16 protein-coding genes, 1 tRNA gene and 2 pseudogenes are annotated in these 16,287 nt (G+C 66.2%); 4 read left to right on the top strand and 15 right to left on the bottom strand.

Annotated elements, in window-relative coordinates; translation table 11 throughout:
- From DM995_RS14305 to DM995_RS14275, 7 genes are all read right to left on the bottom strand, one after another.
- The coding region (locus tag DM995_RS14305) for a valine--tRNA ligase (protein ID WP_116970484.1) at positions 1–2,822 on the bottom strand (2,822 nt) is incomplete at its 3' end.
- 29 nt (positions 2,823–2,851) lie between these two features.
- Positions 2,852–3,430 carry an ATPase gene (locus DM995_RS14300; protein WP_116969852.1) on the bottom strand — a complete coding sequence of 193 codons (579 nt, stop codon included), beginning with the start codon at positions 3,428–3,430 and terminating at the stop codon, positions 2,852–2,854.
- A complete protein-coding gene (locus DM995_RS14295) occupies positions 3,408–3,620 on the bottom strand; it encodes a hypothetical protein (protein WP_116969851.1) in 213 nt (70 codons plus the stop codon). The genes DM995_RS14300 and DM995_RS14295 overlap by 23 nt, the downstream gene beginning before the upstream one ends.
- Before the next feature lie 62 nt (positions 3,621–3,682).
- A complete protein-coding gene (locus DM995_RS14290) occupies positions 3,683–5,755 on the bottom strand; it encodes an alpha/beta hydrolase family protein (protein WP_116969850.1) in 2,073 nt (690 codons plus the stop codon).
- A gap of 46 nt (positions 5,756–5,801) precedes the next feature.
- Entirely contained in the window at positions 5,802–6,236 is a 435-nt protein-coding gene (locus DM995_RS14285; protein WP_116969849.1) for a DUF2497 domain-containing protein, read from the bottom strand.
- A gap of 38 nt (positions 6,237–6,274) precedes the next feature.
- Positions 6,275–7,729, bottom strand: coding sequence for a TolC family outer membrane protein (locus DM995_RS14280; protein WP_031318874.1), 1,455 nt, complete (start codon positions 7,727–7,729; stop codon positions 6,275–6,277).
- Between the two features lie 54 nt (positions 7,730–7,783).
- Positions 7,784–8,455, bottom strand: coding sequence for a protein-L-isoaspartate O-methyltransferase family protein (locus tag DM995_RS14275; RefSeq protein WP_031318876.1), 672 nt, complete (start codon positions 8,453–8,455; stop codon positions 7,784–7,786).
- 245 nt (positions 8,456–8,700) lie between these two features.
- Here DM995_RS14275 and DM995_RS14270 point away from each other — a divergent pair.
- Positions 8,701–8,774 (top strand) — tRNA-Cys (locus tag DM995_RS14270).
- A gap of 59 nt (positions 8,775–8,833) precedes the next feature.
- Positions 8,834–9,234: pseudogene (locus DM995_RS14265) on the top strand (YaiI/YqxD family protein).
- On the opposite strand, the gene DM995_RS14260 reads toward DM995_RS14265, so the two are convergent.
- Together DM995_RS14260 and DM995_RS14255 are read right to left on the bottom strand one after the other, a co-directional pair.
- A complete protein-coding gene (locus tag DM995_RS14260) occupies positions 9,231–11,684 on the bottom strand; it encodes a zinc-dependent metalloprotease (protein ID WP_116969848.1) in 2,454 nt (817 codons plus the stop codon). The pseudogene DM995_RS14265 and the gene DM995_RS14260 overlap by 4 nt on opposite strands.
- A 111-nt stretch (positions 11,685–11,795) precedes the next feature.
- A complete protein-coding gene (locus tag DM995_RS14255) occupies positions 11,796–12,131 on the bottom strand; it encodes a hypothetical protein (RefSeq protein ID WP_116969847.1) in 336 nt (111 codons plus the stop codon).
- Between the two features lie 184 nt (positions 12,132–12,315).
- On the opposite strand from DM995_RS14255, the gene DM995_RS14250 reads away from it, so the two are divergent.
- A complete protein-coding gene (locus DM995_RS14250) occupies positions 12,316–12,816 on the top strand; it encodes a Dps family protein (protein WP_023839670.1) in 501 nt (166 codons plus the stop codon).
- A 146-nt stretch (positions 12,817–12,962) separates the two neighbouring features.
- On the opposite strand, the gene DM995_RS22415 is transcribed toward DM995_RS14250, so the two are convergent.
- Together DM995_RS22415 and DM995_RS14245 are read right to left on the bottom strand one after the other, a co-directional pair.
- On the bottom strand, positions 12,963–13,292 hold the full coding sequence (locus tag DM995_RS22415) for a NepR family anti-sigma factor (RefSeq protein WP_232824403.1): 330 nt from the start codon (positions 13,290–13,292) through the stop codon (positions 12,963–12,965).
- Entirely contained in the window at positions 13,289–13,951 is a 663-nt protein-coding gene (locus tag DM995_RS14245) for a sigma-70 family RNA polymerase sigma factor (protein ID WP_232824402.1), read from the bottom strand. The genes DM995_RS22415 and DM995_RS14245 overlap by 4 nt, the downstream gene beginning before the upstream one ends.
- Positions 13,952–14,179: 228 nt before the next feature.
- Between DM995_RS14245 and DM995_RS14240 the strand changes: the two genes are divergently transcribed.
- Entirely contained in the window at positions 14,180–14,317 is a 138-nt protein-coding gene (locus DM995_RS14240) for an entericidin A/B family lipoprotein (RefSeq protein ID WP_023839673.1), read from the top strand.
- Positions 14,318–14,394: 77 nt separating this feature from the next.
- Here the strand turns inward: DM995_RS14240 and DM995_RS14235 are convergent, their stop codons facing one another.
- From DM995_RS14235 to DM995_RS14220, 4 genes and pseudogenes are all read right to left on the bottom strand, one after another.
- On the bottom strand, positions 14,395–14,562 hold the full coding sequence (locus tag DM995_RS14235; RefSeq protein WP_023839674.1) for a DUF1328 domain-containing protein: 168 nt from the start codon (positions 14,560–14,562) through the stop codon (positions 14,395–14,397).
- 97 nt (positions 14,563–14,659) lie between these two features.
- On the bottom strand, positions 14,660–15,487 hold the full coding sequence (locus DM995_RS14230; protein ID WP_116969846.1) for an NUDIX hydrolase: 828 nt from the start codon (positions 15,485–15,487) through the stop codon (positions 14,660–14,662).
- 78 nt (positions 15,488–15,565) lie between these two features.
- Positions 15,566–15,811, bottom strand: coding sequence for a hypothetical protein (locus DM995_RS14225; RefSeq protein WP_116969845.1), 246 nt, complete (start codon positions 15,809–15,811; stop codon positions 15,566–15,568).
- A 266-nt stretch (positions 15,812–16,077) separates the two neighbouring features.
- Positions 16,078–16,287: pseudogene (locus DM995_RS14220) on the bottom strand (transcriptional regulator); the annotation flags it as partial.

Here is a 16,287-nt window from a genome sequence, read left to right as displayed (position 1 = left end):
CCGCCGAGGCCGAGCGCCGCTGCCAGCCGCTCGGCCTCGGCGGATTTCTCCGCATGGTCGGCGCGCGCCTTTTCCACCGCTTCGGGCTTGGCCTTTTCGACGAAGGCCGGGTTGGACAGCCGCCCTTCGAGCGATTTCGCCTCCTTGGACACGGCTTCCAATGCCTTGCTCAGCCGTGCCTTTTCGGCGGCGATGTCGATAATGCCTTCAAGCGGCAGCACGAACGTCGCCTCGTTGACCACGATCTGCAGGTTGGCGCCTTCGGGCGCGGCCTCGTCCAGCGGCGCGAAGCCGATCCGCGCCAGCCGCTGCGCGCCGGTCCAGAAGCCATTGACCCAGGCTTTGGTCTGCTCGTTGGCGTCCTGCACGAAGGCCTTCAATCGCGTACCCGGCGCGATGCCGAGTTCGTTCTTGGCCGATCGGATGCTGCCGACCAGATCGATCCGCCATTCGGTTTCCGCCTTTGCCGCCGCATCGACCTCGGCCTGCGGCGCGGGCCATTGCGCAACGATCAGGTCATTCGACCGATCGCCCAGCGCGTGCCACAGCTCTTCGGTGATGAAGGGCATGAACGGGTGCAGCATCACCAGGATCTGGTCGAGCACCCAGCCTGCGACCGCGCGCGTTTCGGCGGCCTCGCTCGCGTCGCCCTCGGCGGAGAGCACCGGCTTGATCAGCTCCAGATACCAGTCGCAGAACTGGTCCCAGACGAAGTGATAGATCGCGTTCGCCGCCGCATCGAAGCGCAGGTCGGCAAGCGCCTTGTCGAGCGCGGCGACCGTCTCCACCACCTCGCCGATGATCCAGCGGTTGACCGCGAGCGTCGCCGCCGGCGCGGCGACCGATGCGCTCGCGCCGATGCCGTTCGACTGGCAGAAGCGCGCGGCGTTCCACAGCTTGGTCGCGAAGTTGCGATAGCCCTCGACCCGCCGCTCATCCATCTTGATGTCGCGGCCCTGGCTTTCCATCGCCGCCATGAAGAAGCGCAGCGCATCCGCGCCATAGCTGTCGATCAGCCCCAGCGGATCGACCGTATTGCCCTTGGACTTGGACATTTTCGCGCCATCGGCGGCGCGGACCAGCCCGTGCAGATACAGCCGCTTCCAGGGGGCTTGCCCCATGAAATGCGTCCCCATCATCGCCATGCGCGCATCCCAGAAGAACAGGATGTCGAACCCGGAGATCAGCAGGTCGTTGGGATAATGCTTGGCAAGCAGCGAGGTGCCGGTCGCACTGTCTTGCCCGTTTGTCCCGAGCGCAGTCGAGGGACCTTGCACCACCTTCTCCTGACGTCCCTCGACTTCGCTCGGGACAAAAGGAGGTGGGGCGGCATCCGGCCAGCCCAGCGTCGCGAACGGCCACAGCGCGGAGGAAAACCAGGTGTCGAGGACATCGGCATCGCGTTCGAGCGTCACGCCTTCGCCGGCGAGCGCCTGCGCTTCCTCCTCGGTCTCGGCGACATAGCACTGGCCGTCCGAGCCATACCAGGCCGGGATCCGGTGCCCCCACCACAACTGCCGTGAGACGCACCAGGGCTGGATATTGTCCATCCAGTGGAAATAGGTCTTTTCCCAGCTCTTGGGCACGATCTCGATCACGCCGGTCTTCACCGCTTCGATCGCCGGCTGGGCGAGCGTCTTGGCATCGACATACCATTGGTCGGTGAGCCAGGGTTCGATGACCACGCCGCCGCGGTCGCCATAGGGTGTCTGGATGGTGCGTGGTTCGGCGTCGTGTCCGGTGACCTCGCCGTCCTTGCCGGTGACGACATGCGGCACCAGACGGCCCAGCGCCTTCATCCGCTCGACGACCAGCTTGCGTGCGTCGAAGCGGTCTACGCCGATGAACTCGGCGGGGATCAGGCCGTCGGCGGTCTGCACCACGCGGGCCTCGGCATCGAACATGTTGAGCATGTCCGCCGCCGCGATGCCTGCGCGCCGTCCGACCTCGAAATCGTTGAAATCATGCCCCGGCGTGATCTTCACTGCGCCCGAACCCAGCTCGGGATCGGCATGGTCGTCGGCGACAATCGGGATGCGCCGCCCGGTGATCGGCAGCTCGACATATTTGCCGATGACGCTGGCATAGCGCGGGTCCTCGCCGTTCACCGCGACCGCCATATCGGCGAGCATCGTCTCGGGCCGCGTCGTCGCGACGACGATATGGTCGCGCCCGTCATCCAGAGTCACGCCATCCGCCAGCGGATAGCAGAAGTGCCAGAAATGGCCCTGGACCTCGCGCGTCTCGACCTCGAGATCGCTGATCGCGGTCTTGAGCTTGGGGTCCCAGTTGACGAGGCGCTTGTCGCGATAGATCAGCCCCTGGTTGTACAGGTCGACGAACACCTTGAGCACCGCCTTGCTGAAATGCGGGTCCATGGTGAACTGCTCGCGCGACCAGTCCATCGAACAGCCCAGACGGCGGAGCTGACGGGTGATCGCGCCGCCGCTTTCCTCCTTCCACTCCCAGACTTTCTGGACGAAGTCCTCACGGCTGTAGTTGGTGCGCTTGTCCTGCTTGGCCTCGAGCTGGCGTTCGACCACCATCTGCGTCGCGATGCCCGCATGGTCGGTGCCGACCACCCACAGGGCATCCTTGCCGCGCAGCCGCTCATAGCGGATCATGATGTCCTGCAGCGTGTTGTCGAGCGCATGGCCGATATGCAGACTTCCCGTCACGTTCGGCGGCGGGTTGACGATGGTGTACGGCTCGGCACCGGGCCGCTCGGGCCGGAATGCGTTCGTCCCCTCCCAATGCGGATACCATTTCGCCTCGATCGCGGCGGGGTCGAAGGTCTTGGGCAGTTCGGTCTTGTCGGTCATGGGCTGGCCATTAGCGAGAAACTTCCGCGTTAGCCAAGCGAAGAGTCGTCGTTCGGCGGGAACTTTGGTTCGTAAATGAACACGCCACGGCTGCGGAGAATCGAAAGCATGTCCAGTGGAATGCGGTCCCAACAATAGAAGGCCGGCCCAAGCTTTTCTGCAATCAGCTTTGGCTCCGACGTTGTGTTGTCGAAAACAAACAGCTCATCCAGCTTGCTGAAAAACTCGCCGAGCATCTCGAACGACCGCGTGCGACGCGCGGCGATCTTGTCGCGCGGAACATCATGCCCGCCGGTGCGGACCCGGATGGCGACGCGCTCATATTGCGCTTCGACGCTATCCAGCACCACATAGAGCATTCGAACGATGAAACCCTTGTCGTGCGCCAGATCGACGAGGCGCAGATATTTGGGCGAGGACAGAACGGTCTCGACCCCGATGGTCTGGTAGGTGTTGATCGAGGCTTCGAGCCAGGCTTCGATCCGCTGGACGGCAGCGAGATTGGCCACCTCCGTCTCAGACCCCTCGTGCTCGATGATCTTGGCGGTCAGAAGGTCGGGATTGATGATCCAGAGAACCCGGCGTTCAGGCTTGCGGGGAGTCTTCACGCGACGCTGCCTGCGCCTTCTGGTCGGCCTTGATGCGGCGGACGTTGGACCGGAAGGCTGCAAGCAGGTCGTAGGCCAGGCTCGGGCTCTCCGCCTGCACCACCTTCATGCGCACCTTGCTGCCGTCGGGCGCGGTGACGATCTTGGTCGGCAGGTCGCTGGGACGAACGCGAGGGGGATGGCTGGCCATGAAGACGCTCCTTGTCGTTACAAGCTAAGACGCATCTGTGCCAAAGCCAAGCCCCGCCGCGGTTATTTCACCTCGCGCCCCTTCAGATGCTTCGCCAGCCAGTCAAACACGTTGCGGTGCCATTGCACGCTGTTCTGCGCCTTGAGCACCCAGTGGTTCTCGTCGGGGAAGATCAGCAGCTTCGACTCGATGCCCTGGCGCTGAAGCGCGGTGAACGCGGCGAGCGATTGCGAATAGGGGATGCGGAAATCCTTTTCGCCATGGATGACCAGCGTCGGCGTCTTCCACTTGGTCACGTGATTGACCGGGTTCCACTTCTCGGCATCGGTCCGCTGCCACCAGGGGCCGCCATGGTCCCATTCGTCGAACCACAGTTCCTCGGTCTCGAACGCCATGGCGCGGAGGTCGAACACGCCGGCATGCGTGACCAGGCACTTGAAGCCGTCGGGCCACTGGCCGGCGATCCAGTTCATCATGTACCCGCCATAGCTGCCGCCGAGCGCGCAGGCATTGGCGGTGTCGAGCGAGGCGTCGATGCCCGGCAGCGCGGCCATGCCGAGCTTGAGGTCCTCGAGCGGCTTGCCGCCCCAGTCTCTGTTGATGCTGTCGGTGAACGCCTGGCCGTATCCGGTCGAGCCGTGGAAATCGATCGTCACCGCGGCATAGCCCTGCGAGGCCATCACCGCCGGGTTCCAGCGATACGACCAGCTGTTGGAGAAGCTGCCCTGCGGCCCGCCATGCACCAGCAGCGCGACGGGCAGCTTGCCCTTCGCGCCCCCGCTGCCCTGGTGCGGTTTGACGATCTGGCCATGGACGAGATCGCCGTTCGCGCCCTTGTACGTGAACTGCTCGTACATCACCGGGTCGAGCCCGGCGAGCTTCTCGGCATTCACATTGGTCAGGCGGCGCGTCTGGCCCCTGGCGTCCATCAGCACCAGATCGTCGGGCGCGGAGACCGAGTTGATCGTGTAGATCATCCCGCCATTGGCTAGAGGAACGACATTGCCGACATTGCCGCGCTCGGTCAGCCGGGTGACCTTGCCGCTGCGCACATCGACGCGGAACGCCGGATGCTCGAGCAGGTCCTGCGCGGTGACGAGCAGGCTCTTCGAATCCGCGCTCCAGGCGATCGAGCCGACCGACCGGTCCCAGGCTTCGGTGAGCTTCACGGTCTTGCCGGTCTTCATGTCGCGCAGGTGCACCACCATGCGATCGGCCTCGTAGCCGGGCCGCGCCATCGCCGCCCAGGCGAGCCAGCGGCCATCGGGCGAGGCGGCGGGCAGTGAATCGGTGCCCTGATTGACCTCGGTCAGATTCTGCGCCGCCGCGCCATCGGCCAGCGGCTGCCAGACGATGTCGAGATTGGTCGAGCGCGGCTCGTCGCCATCCGACTTGCGGATGGCGAAGGCGATGGCGCTGCTGTCCGCCGCCCAGGCGATTTCCTCGCCGCCGCCGAACGGCTTGCTCGGCGCATCGCCCTCGATTCCGCCGCTCACCGCCCGCGCAGGCCCGGCAACCTTGCCGTCGGTGCCGAGCGCATAGGCATAGATGCGCGAATAGGTGCCGGGCTCGCGCCAGCTGTCCCAATGGCGCACGAACAGCCGGTCATATTCGCGCCCCGTGCCCTGCGGCTTCGCCCTGGCATCGCACGCATCGACCGAGCACCCCTCGGCCACGTCCGCCCAGACGGCCAGGCTGTTGCCATCGGGCGAGAGGCTGAAGCCGCTGAGGTCCACTGCCGCCTGGGTCACCTGCACCGGCTCGCCGCCGGGCAGTGCGACGCGCCAGACCTGATTCGTGCCGGACCGGTTCGACAGGAAGAACAGATGCTTGCCATCGCGCGCGAACACCGGCGCGCTCTCGTTATGTCCGGCGGAATCGGCGATCGCGATCGGCTGCGCCTTGCTGTCCGCGAGGTCGAGCACGAACAGCCCGGTGCTGCGCTTGTTAGCGGCGAGGTCGGAGGTGGTCAGCTGATAGGCGATCCATGTGCCGTCGGGCGAGGCGGCCGGCGCGCCGAGCCGGTTGAAGGTCGCCAGGTCCGTCTCGGTCATCGGCCGGGCGGCGGCGGGGCTGGCAAGAAATACGGGCGAAAGGACGCTGGCGAGCAGCGCGGCAACGAGCGGCTTGTTCATGGTTGCAGGCGTTACCATCGCACAACGCCGGGTGCAAAGGGGAAGCTCAGCCCTTGCGGCCGGTGATCCGCCCGATTTCCTTCGCCACCATCGATTCGACGATCGGCGGCAGGTTCTTGTCGAGCCATTCGGCGAGCATCGGGCGGAGCATCTCGCGCACCATGCCTTCAAGCGAGGTCTCGCCCGAGCGCACGATCTGCGGGCTGACGCCCGGCTCGGTCAGCGTCGCGAGCACCGCCAGGGATTCGCGCATCGACTGTTCGCCCGCCCGGCTGATCAGCGGCGTCTCTTCGGGCTCGGCGGCAGGTTCGGGCTCGACGCTGTCGGTCAGTTCGAGAATGTCCTCGGCCGGTGCTGTCTGACGCGCGGGCGCGGGCCGTGACGGGGGCGCGCGACGCGGCTTGCGGCTGTCTTCCGCGATCACCTTCTTGATCGAGGCGAGGATTTCCTCGAGGCTCGGCTCGCCGATATCGCGTGTCATTCCCTTGGCCCCTGGTCCGATTCGCCCCCTGCCCTGCCTTACTGGTTGGGCGGGCCGATCAGTGCGGCATTTTGCGCGGGGCTGTCAACGGTGCGCGTCGACTGCGCAACCGGGTCCTTGTCCGAATCGAAGTCCATGATCTTGTCGCGGACGCGCTCGTAATTGATCTCGGGATCGTAGAGCAGACCGCCATCGAGCCCCAGATCGCGCGCTTCGGCCCGGCCCATCGCGGCGAGCAGCGTGAAGCCCGCGACATAGGCGTTGCGCCGCGCGGTCACCAGCTGCACCTGCGCATTGAGCAGTTCGCGCTCGGCATCGAGAATGTCGAGGATCGTGCGGTTGCCGACGCTGTTCTCGGCGCGCACGCCCTCGAGCGCGAGCGTGTTCGCCTCGACCGCACGCTGCGAGGATTCAATCACCTGCAGCGAGGCATTGAAGCTCGCATAGGCGGCGCGCACCTGCGCGATGACTCCGCGCTCGACCGCGATTTCCTGCTCCATCGCCTGGCCCGACACGGCCTGGGCACGGCGGATCTGCGCGCCGGGCCGGCCGCCCTGATAGACCGGGACGGTCAGCTGCACGCCGGCGGACGCACTCGACTGCTGCTGCACGAAATTGCCCTGGATCAGCGTACTGCCCAGCGTGCCGAGAAAGTTCTGGTAATTGCCCTGGCTGAACAGCCCGACACGCGGCAGGCGTGCACCCCGCGCGGACTTGACGTCGAACTCCGCCGCCTTGACGCGTTCGCGCGCGGCTTCGAGGTCGGGATTGCTGTCGAGCGCGGTGGCCACCGCGGCATCCGGCGCATCGGGCAGGTTGGGCAGCGGCGGCGGCGGCTCCAGCGCCTCGGGAGCGCGGCCGACCAGCTGGATATAGGTTTCCTTGCTGCGGATGAGGTTCGCCTCGGCGGTCTGCAGGTCGCTGCGCGCGATCGCCAGCCGTGCCTCGGACTGGGCGACGTCGGTTCGGGTCAGGTCGCCAATCTCGAACCGGTCGGACGAGGCCTGGAGGTTGATGTCGAGCACCTCGACATTCTGCCGCTGCAGCCCGACGATTGCCTCGTCACGGATCACGTCCATATAGGCGGCGACGACATTGCTGAACACGCTCGCCTCGGTGCCGCGCAGATCGGCCTGGCCGGCCTCGACCCGGGTCTTCGATGCCTTGATCGCATTGCGCACGCTGCCGCCCGAATAGATCGGCACGTCCATGCTGATGGTCCCGGCTACCGACCGCGACGGCGCGGTGAAGGCGTTGGCGGGGTTGAGGAAATTCTCCGAATATTGCGCCTGGACCTGCGAACTCGGGCGCCCGTCGGCCAGCGCGATCGGAACGCCCTCGTCGGTCGCGCGCTGCTGCGCGCGCGCGGCGTTGAGCGTCGGGTTGGTCTGATAGGCGGCAATCAGCGCATCGCGCAGCGTTTCGGCATGCAGCGGCGCGCTGCCCAGAACCAGTGCCGCCCCACAACCGGCCATCCAAAGCGAAGTCTTCATGTATCCGGTTCTCTTGTCGTCCATCGCCGGTGTCAGTGGCGCTGGCCCTGCCTTTCAGAAGGAATAGCTTTTTGGCCGGGCAAAGGCCGCAAGCGGAGCGATGTCGGTATCGGCAAAGGGGACGAGCGCAAAAGCACCGCCCTGCCGGCGGCCGATGGCCAGCCGCGTCACGCCCGATTCATCCAGCCCGGTCAGCAGCCGTCCGCCATCGGCGAGCTGCGCGACCAGCGCCTCGGGCATCTGCTCGACCGCACCGTCGACAAGGATGAGGCTATAGGGTGCCCCCGCTGCATGGCCCTCCACCAGCGCCGATTCGACGGTCGTGACATTGGCAAGGCCATCGAGACGCGCTTTGGCCTGTTCGACCAAGGCACGATCCTCTTCGACGGCGACGACCTCGGCGACGATCCCCGCGAGCAGGGCCGCCGTATAGCCGCTACCCGATCCGATCAGCAGAACCCGGTCATCGCTCGACAGTTCGGCGCGGGTGAGCAGCAGGCCGGTCGACAGCGCCGGGTTGAGCACGCGACCGCCGCCGAGCGGAACCGCCCGGTCGATATAGGCGATGGCGCTCTGGCCGGCGGGCACGAAATCCTCGCGCGGCGTCACCGCCATCGCTGCGATGACGACAGGGTCGCTGACATCGCTGGGACGCAGCTGGCTTTCGATCATGTGCCTGCGGGCGGCAGTGAAATCGGTCGGAGCAAGAGTCTGTGTATCGGTCATGTCCAAGCGCCCTAGAATATGCGGACAGCGATGCAAGCCCTAACGGAACAGCACGCTCCGCTTTGATAGCCTTCCGGTTGCAAAATGCAATCGACATCACCGTCGTGACGGTTATGGCACGGCTGTATTATCATGGCAATACAGCAAATGCGTCACTTTGGTCATATCGCGCGCCGCACTCGTTCGCACGCTTGTGTCTTGACTTTCGCCGCAATCCGGCACAATGCGCGCTCCTTCCCCACGGTGGCCCGATGGCGGAGTGGTGACGCAGAGGACTGCAAATCCTTGCACGCCGGTTCGATTCCGGCTCGGGCCTCCAATCCTTTCCCGGCAGCTCGGCAGCTTCAGGACGCCCTGCCTTTGGGGGATCACGCCTTCATGATGATCTGGGTCGATGCCGATGCCTGTCCGGTCAAGGACGAGGTGTATCGCGTCGCGCTGCGCCACGGCATCGCGGTCACCATCGTCAGCAACAGCCCGATCCGCGTGCCCGCGCATCCGCTGATCGCGCGCAAGGTGGTGAGCGACGGTTTCGATGCCGCCGATGACTGGATCGCCGAGCGTGCCGATGCGCGCGCAATCGTGATCACCGCCGACATATTGCTTGCCGACCGCTGCCTGAAGCAGGGTGCAGCCGTGATCGCCCCCAATGGATCATGGCCGATCTGCGCGCGGGCGGCGACGTGATCGGCGGCCCACCGCCGTTCGGCAAGGCCGACCGCTCGCGCTTCCTGCAAGCGCTAGACGAGGCGCTGGTGCGTCTGAAACGCGCCGGCTAGTCCTCCAGGCTGCCGATCGGCATGCCCGGCGGAATCGGCAGTTCGGCCTTGTCGCTGGCGAGCAAGGCCTTGAGCGCATCGCGATCCTTGAGCAGCCGCGCGGTCGAGAGCGCCCAGGCGCGGTCCGCCGGATCGGCAAAGCGCGCCTTTCCTTGTGCCTCGGCCCAGTCGTGCAGCGCCTGGTCGATCCGGGTCGTCGCATCGACACCCGCGTCGGCCGACATCGCCGCCTTGGCCAGCGACAGGATGATCCGCGTGCCCAGCGCGCGGCGCACCGCACCGAGCCGCGCGGTCGCCGTCGGCGCATCGGTGAGCGCGAGCAGCCTGGCGGCCACCGCATCCACGCCGGGGCTGTCCGGATTGGCGCGGTGCTGTTCGGCGAGCCGGGCGAGCCGCTCGGGCGCGAGCAGCGCGTTGAGCGTCTGCTGCGCCGCCACTTGCGCCGCGACCAGCGGATCGAACGCGGCGGTGCCCGCCATCGGCATGACCTCGATCTCGGTCTGGCGGTCGTAGTCGCCCGAGAAACCGGCGGACAGCTGCGGCACCAGCGCGGGCGGCACGTCGAGCACCGCCGGTTGCAGCGTCGCGAGCAGCGCATCGAGCGCGCGCTTCTGATCGGCAGGAGCGACCGGCGCGCCCTGGGCCGCGGCACCCGGGCCGACCGCATATTCGGAGGTCAGCCCGCCCAACAGCTTGGCCGCCGCCTCGACCTGATAGCGATGCACCAGCCAGATCGGCACGAACTTGCGCCGCAGGCTGGCGACCGGCTCGCCGGGGGACAGCGCCGCCGGGCCGAAGCGCGCGACGGCAGCGGCGCGCACCTGCATCATCCGGTCGAGCTCGGCCACCGGATCGGCGCCGTCATCCCACAGACTGCCCCAGGGCTGGCTCGCCGAGACATTGCGCGCGTTCTCGTCCGAAACGAAACGCAGCCCCTCGCGCTCGGCCGCCTCGGCCTTGGCGCGCGCGGCGGCATCGGGATCGCCGCTCACCGGATCGCCATAGAGCCAGTCGACCGCGTGCAGGTCCCAGCGCCCCATTCCGACGCCATAGGCATCGGAAAGATCGGGCGCGCCGTCCCTCAGCCCGATGCGCGGTGCGGGATAATCCATCACGCTGGCACGGTCCTGCGTGCTCCCCGCGAAATTGTGCATCAGCCCCAGCGCATGGCCGACCTCGTGCGCGGCAAGCTGGCGGATGCGCGCGAGGGCCACCTCGGCCGGATCATTGGGACCGCCCTTGCCGGTCCTGTCCGCGCCGACCAGCCCTTCATAGATCAGCATGTCCTGCCGCACGCGCAGCGAGCCAAGCAGCACCGAACCTTTCAGGATCTCGCCGGTGCGCGGATCGGTAACGGCATAGCCATAGGACCAGCCGCGCGTCGCCCGGTTCACCCAGTTCACGACATTGTAGCGGATGTCGAGCGGATCGGCCCCTTCGGGCAATATCTCGACGCGATAGGCATCGATATAGCCCGCCGCCTCGAACGCCTGTTTCCACCAGGAGGCGCCTTCCAGCAGCGCGGTGCGGATCGGCTCGGGCGCGGCATTGTCGATATAGAAGACGATCGGCTTGCGCACCCGCGAGCGCGGCGCGGCGGGATCGAGCCGCTCGAGCCGGAAGCGGTTGGCCATATTCTGCACGATCTGACCCCCCAAAGGCGCGGAGAAATCGAGGATCTGCGTCGCGAAGCTGCCGCCGCGCGGATCGAACTGGCGCGGCACATAGCCGCTTTCGGGCAATGCGATGAGGCTATGGCGGACGACGAGCGTCACCTGGCGGCTGTCGGGCGCGATGTTGCGCACCTCGGGCCCCGGCGTATCGCTGGCATAGGTCTGGCGTGCCTCGAACTCGAGATTCATCGGGAAGGCGCGCACCGCAGCGGGGTCTGCCGCGCTCAGATTATCGACCAGCCGCCAGCCCTTCTCCCCGCTCGAATTGAGCTGCGCGGTGACGTTGCGCGTGTCGCGCGCGAGGAAGGGCGCGATGTCGACGAGCAGCCGCCCATCGGGCGCATCGATCGCATCGCCCATCCAGATCAGCGAGGTGGCAAAGGCATTGGCGGCGGCCGCCTGTTCCGCAGGCGTCCCCGCGCTGGCGCGGAAGCGCGGATTTTCCAGCTCAAACGCGATCTTCTTGCCCATGCGGCGGACGAGCAGGATCTGCGCGGGGCCGGGCTGCGCGCGGTCGAGCCCGATCGGCGCCGAGCCGAGGCCCGTGCGCAGCGCGGTGGCATAGAGCATCCGCGCCACCACGCCATCGTCCCCGGCAGCGGGAAGCGAGAGCAGGATGCGCCCGCCCTTGCGGTCCACATGGACCGGATAAAGCCCGTCGAGCTTCTCGGTCCCGGCATAGGGGCCGGCGGCAGAGGCTGCAGGCGGCGCGGCCCGCGCGTGCATCGGCACGGCAAGGGCGGCAAGGCTCAAGGCTAGTGCAAGCGAACGGTTCATCGGACCCCCAGTCTTTTCAGCAGACTAGGGGCCAATGTCATCAGCCGGCAAGCGGCTTTTGCGGCCTGCCGCGCTACAGCCCGATGCCGCCGATCGGAGCCCGGGCTACGATCAGGAGGCGAACTTGCGCGCGGGCCGGCGAACCGGCGCCCGCGATCCGCCGAACGTGGCGCGAAGCCGCGCCCAGAATGTCGGCCGGGGCTCTTCGGGCAGCGTCTGGCCGGTCACCTTCAGCAGATAGCGTGCCAGCAGCAGCGCCTGGTTGCGCGTCATCACGATATCGCGCTGCTCGATCACATCGTTTTCGAGCGCGATCCGGGACCGCGCGCACTCGATCCTGAGATCGATGCCGTTCGGCATGTCCAGATGCGTCCACCCTACCAGCGCCCTGGGCGCTGTATCGGTGGATTTCCGTTCTGCGGCAGACGGTTGCAGTTCGTCGTTCATGGCCCCACTCCTGATGCGATTAGCCGACATTTGTAACCTTCTGTCAAGAGTCACGCAAAATCGGGGGTAATGGCCGGGCAAAAACGGGCGTTGCGGGAACCGCGGGCATGCCCGGACGTAAGCACCCCGGCAGGCCCTGCCATTCCGCAAGGCCCCCTTTCCGTTACAAACAGGAGGAATTGACATGGCCACTGCAGCCAAAGCCACCACCAAGCCCGACAATGTCGATACCGGTATCGAGCCCAAGGACCGCAAGGAAGTCGCCAAGGCGCTCCAGCACGCGCTGGCCGACACCTATTCGCTGTACCTCAAGACGCTCGGCGTCCACTGGAACATTGTCGGCCCCGCCTTTTACAGCGTCCACAAGCTGACCGAAGAACAGTATGAGGATCTGCACGCCGCCGCCGACGTGATTGCCGAACGCATCCGCGCGCTGGGCGAGATCGCCCCGGCATCGTTCGGTGACTATACCAAGCTGTCGGTCGTCGATTCGAGCGAAACCCCGCGCGAGGCCGATGCGATGATCAAGGGCCTGATCACCGACAACGAAGCCATTGCCAAGCGCATGCGCGATTTCGTCGAGGTTGCCGAAGAGGCCGACGACGTGTTCACTGCCGACCTGCTGACCGCCCGGATCGGCAAGCACGAGGAAAATGCCTGGATGCTGCGCGCGCTGATCAGCTGATCGGCCTGCATCAGACCCATAGGCCAGGGGCCGCGATCCTTCGGGATCGCGGCCCCTTTGCTTTGGGCATCGCGCGCGCCGCAAACGCCAAAAGGCCCGCCCGGCGGGGTGCCGGACGGGCCCTTGAAGTCGCAGACTGTTTCGGGTCAGCGGCGCTCGGGCACCGCGATCTTATCGAGTTCGCTCAGCAGCGCATCGAACTGATCAGGCATCGGGCTGTCGGCGACGCCATCATAGACTTCGCGCAGGCTGCGCCCGATACGCGCCTGACGCATCAGCATGGGATCGAAACACGAGGTACGCATGGCACTGGCCTCCAGACGATCAAGGGAACTGGCACCGCGCACTGTTTTCACTTCCCGTCCAGCCGCTTGGCTGTTTGCAAGATCGGGGCGCCCATCGCGCCCGGGTTGAACACGACCGCCCCGATCATCCGGCCAGCGGCTCCCGGCCCCATGCCGGATTGGAAAACTCATGCCGCAAGAGCGGTTACGCCCTCGCTCAGCTTGTCGAGCGTCCCCAGAATGTCGCTCATTGCCTCGTCCGCCGAGTTGCGCTGACGCCGCGTTCCGATCGGCGAATCGCCGTCGAGCATCGCAACCAGCGCGGCGCGGGCCCGCGACACCCGGCTCTTCATCGTGCCGACGGCGCAATCGCAAATCTCTGCAGCTTCCTCGTAGGAGAAGCCGCCCGCACCGACGAGGATGATCGCCTCGCGCTGGTCTGCGCCCAGCTGCATCAGCGCCATGCGCACGTCTTCCAGATGAAGCGGCGCCTGCTGGTCCGAATTGGCGGTCAGTGTCCGCTCGGCCACGCCCTCGTCATAGGGCGCGGTAAACTTGTTGCGGCGCATCTGCGAAATATAGCAGTTGCGCAGGATCACGAAGGTCCAGGCACGCATCGAGGTATCCGGGCGGAAGCGCGCACGCGCGCCCCAGGCCTTGAGCATGGTGTCCTGCACCAGATCGTCGGCAACGTCCATCTTCCCGCAGAGGCTGTACGCAAAGGCGCGCAGGTGCGGAATGGTGGCGGCAAGCCGCTGCTTGAACGTCGCATCATCCAGCGGCACCACGGCCTCTTCGTCCCGCTCACTCGCGGTGTTCGCTTCGGTCGACTGGTCCTGAATGATCGTCATAAACTCGCCTCTCTTTAGCTGCCCCCAAAGCAGCATGGATTGGTCCTCAACCAGCGGCGCGGTCGAAGGTCCTCACAACCTCCGCGCTCGCACCGCCGTGTCCCATCAACCCCCTGCACTCGGGATGGTTCCAACCGAAAGTTCGGCAACTCGTTGCAGGCCATCGCGTAGATGGCCGGGCCAAGCCCCCGAACAAGACAGAAAAGCCATTGAAGAAGGATGATCCCCATGAACCGCAATGCCTCGTTCCGCATCGTGCTCGCTGCCGGCCTCGTTGCGTCGCTGCTTTCGGCCTGCAACACCGTCAAGGGTGCCGGCCGTGATGTCGAATCGGTCGGCCGTGCCGCCGAACGCGCGATCGACTGATCCCCCCGGCCATCAGCCAACGAAAAAGGCCCGGAGCGATCCGGGCCTTTTTTGTGCACGGTTGCTGCGCGGCAGCGTTACGCTCGTCCGCGCACCAGATGCATCACCAGGCTGGCGACAAGGAACAGCAGGAAGAGGAAGAACAGGATCTTGGCGATGCCGGCCGAGGCGCCTGCGATACCGCCAAAACCCAGAACGCCGGCCACGATCGCGACGATCAGGAAGATAAGGGCATAATGCAACATGGTTCATCTCCGGTTGGGATGAACCGTTTACGATGCCCGGCCGATTCAGGTTCCCGCCGACCGGCATTTTTCGCCGATCGCCACTCGCCCTGGCCGCTCAGCCGCGCATCGCGCTGCCCATCGGCTCGCTGGTCACCGGATAGCCCATATCGTCGGGAATGCACAGGAACGGCTGGCCGTCGCGCTCCTCGATAAAGGGCATGATCATCCTGACCGGAAACCGCGCAGCATGATCGACCGCCTCGGCATGGCAGCCGAACTGCGCCAGCCGCTCCATGTTGCGCCGCGTGGGGAAGATCAGCTTCACCTTGCCTTCGTCCGCCATGGTCAGGGCCTCGGCGGCGGTCGCCCAGAACAGGTGGTGGTTCTCGGTCGCGTCGACTTCGACGATATGGTCGTGCTCGTCGCAGCGGGCGAGATAGAAGCGCGTATCGAACACGCGGCGTTCGTTGAACGGTGGCCGCCAGCGCGCAAACGGGGTCAGCGCGGCCAGGTCGAGCGCCCATCCAGCCTCGCGGCACAGCTCCGAGAACGGCGTACCGCCATGCAGCGCCGCGCGCGCCCGCGCCAGTGCCTCGCGCTCGGGCGGCGCGGCAAAGCCGATGCCAAGCCCGGTTTCCTCGACCGTCTCGCGAATGGCGGCAACGCGCGCGGCGGCCTCGTCGGGATCGAGCCCGTGGTCGACACTGGCCGCGATCGCATGGTCGTCGGCATCGACCCGGCCGCCGGGAAACACCACCGCGCCGCCCGCGAACACCATGTGCGACGAGCGCTCGACCATCAGCAGTTCGGGGGCGCCGCCATCGGGGCAGTCGCGAAAGACGATGATCGTCGCAGCCGGGCTGGCGGTCACCAGCGGCTCGCCGGTGCGCGGATCATGCGTCTGGATATGCGGGTCGGTTTGCTGCGGTTCGCGTGTCGCCATGCTGCATGTCATTGCCTATCGCGCGCAGCCTGCCAAGCGCGAAAAACGCGGAGGGACAAACCCGTGCGCGGCCACGCCTCAATGGCGCAGCAGGCGCTCGGCGATCCGGTCGGGTTCGATGCGGTAGAAGCGCTGCGCCGCTTCGCTGGCGAGCGTGCCGAAACGGTAGGGGGCATGCGCGAAATCGTCGACCAGTTCGGCCTCGCGATTGCATTCGTCCACCAGCATGTCGAGCAGCCCGATCAGCTTCTCGCGCTCGGGCGAGGGCTTTGCGGGCATGCGCCCGAACAGGCTCAATCCCTTTTGCGCCAGAATTGCGATCATCGCGGCTTCTCCTTGTGCTTCGTGCGACTGTGATCGGGATAACGGCAGGACGGGGCACGAATTTAGCATTTCGCTAACCATGTCCTGCGTGTCGGCAAATTTTACACGCTGCGCCTGCCGCAACAGGTCATTAACCAATCAGCCTTATGGAAAAGCTTGGTTTTCACGTCCTGGCATGGCGCGTGCAATGGTACGCGCACAGTCATCTTCACTTCCGGCAGGGTGGCTCGCTTCTCAGGTCTCGCGAGCCCCCTGCCATCCCCCCCTCAGCATTCGGCCAGCGATCGCAGCACCTGCATGGTGTGCGCATCGGCGGGAAAGAAGGTCTCGAGCGCGAGCTCGGACAGGGTGATGTCGCGCGGGGTGCCGAAGATCGTCACCGTGCTCATGAACGACAGGCGGCCCGCCACGGTATCGATCACCATGGGCAGCGCGATCGGCGTGCGCCCCGGCGGGGCGTTGTCATTGGCCGGGCC

It is taken from the genome of Blastomonas sp. UPD001, assembly GCF_003426715.1.
Taxonomy (GTDB): domain Bacteria; phylum Pseudomonadota; class Alphaproteobacteria; order Sphingomonadales; family Sphingomonadaceae; genus Blastomonas.
The sequence above is the reverse complement of the archived record's forward strand: the minus strand, read 5'-3'. Positions and strand labels throughout refer to the sequence as shown.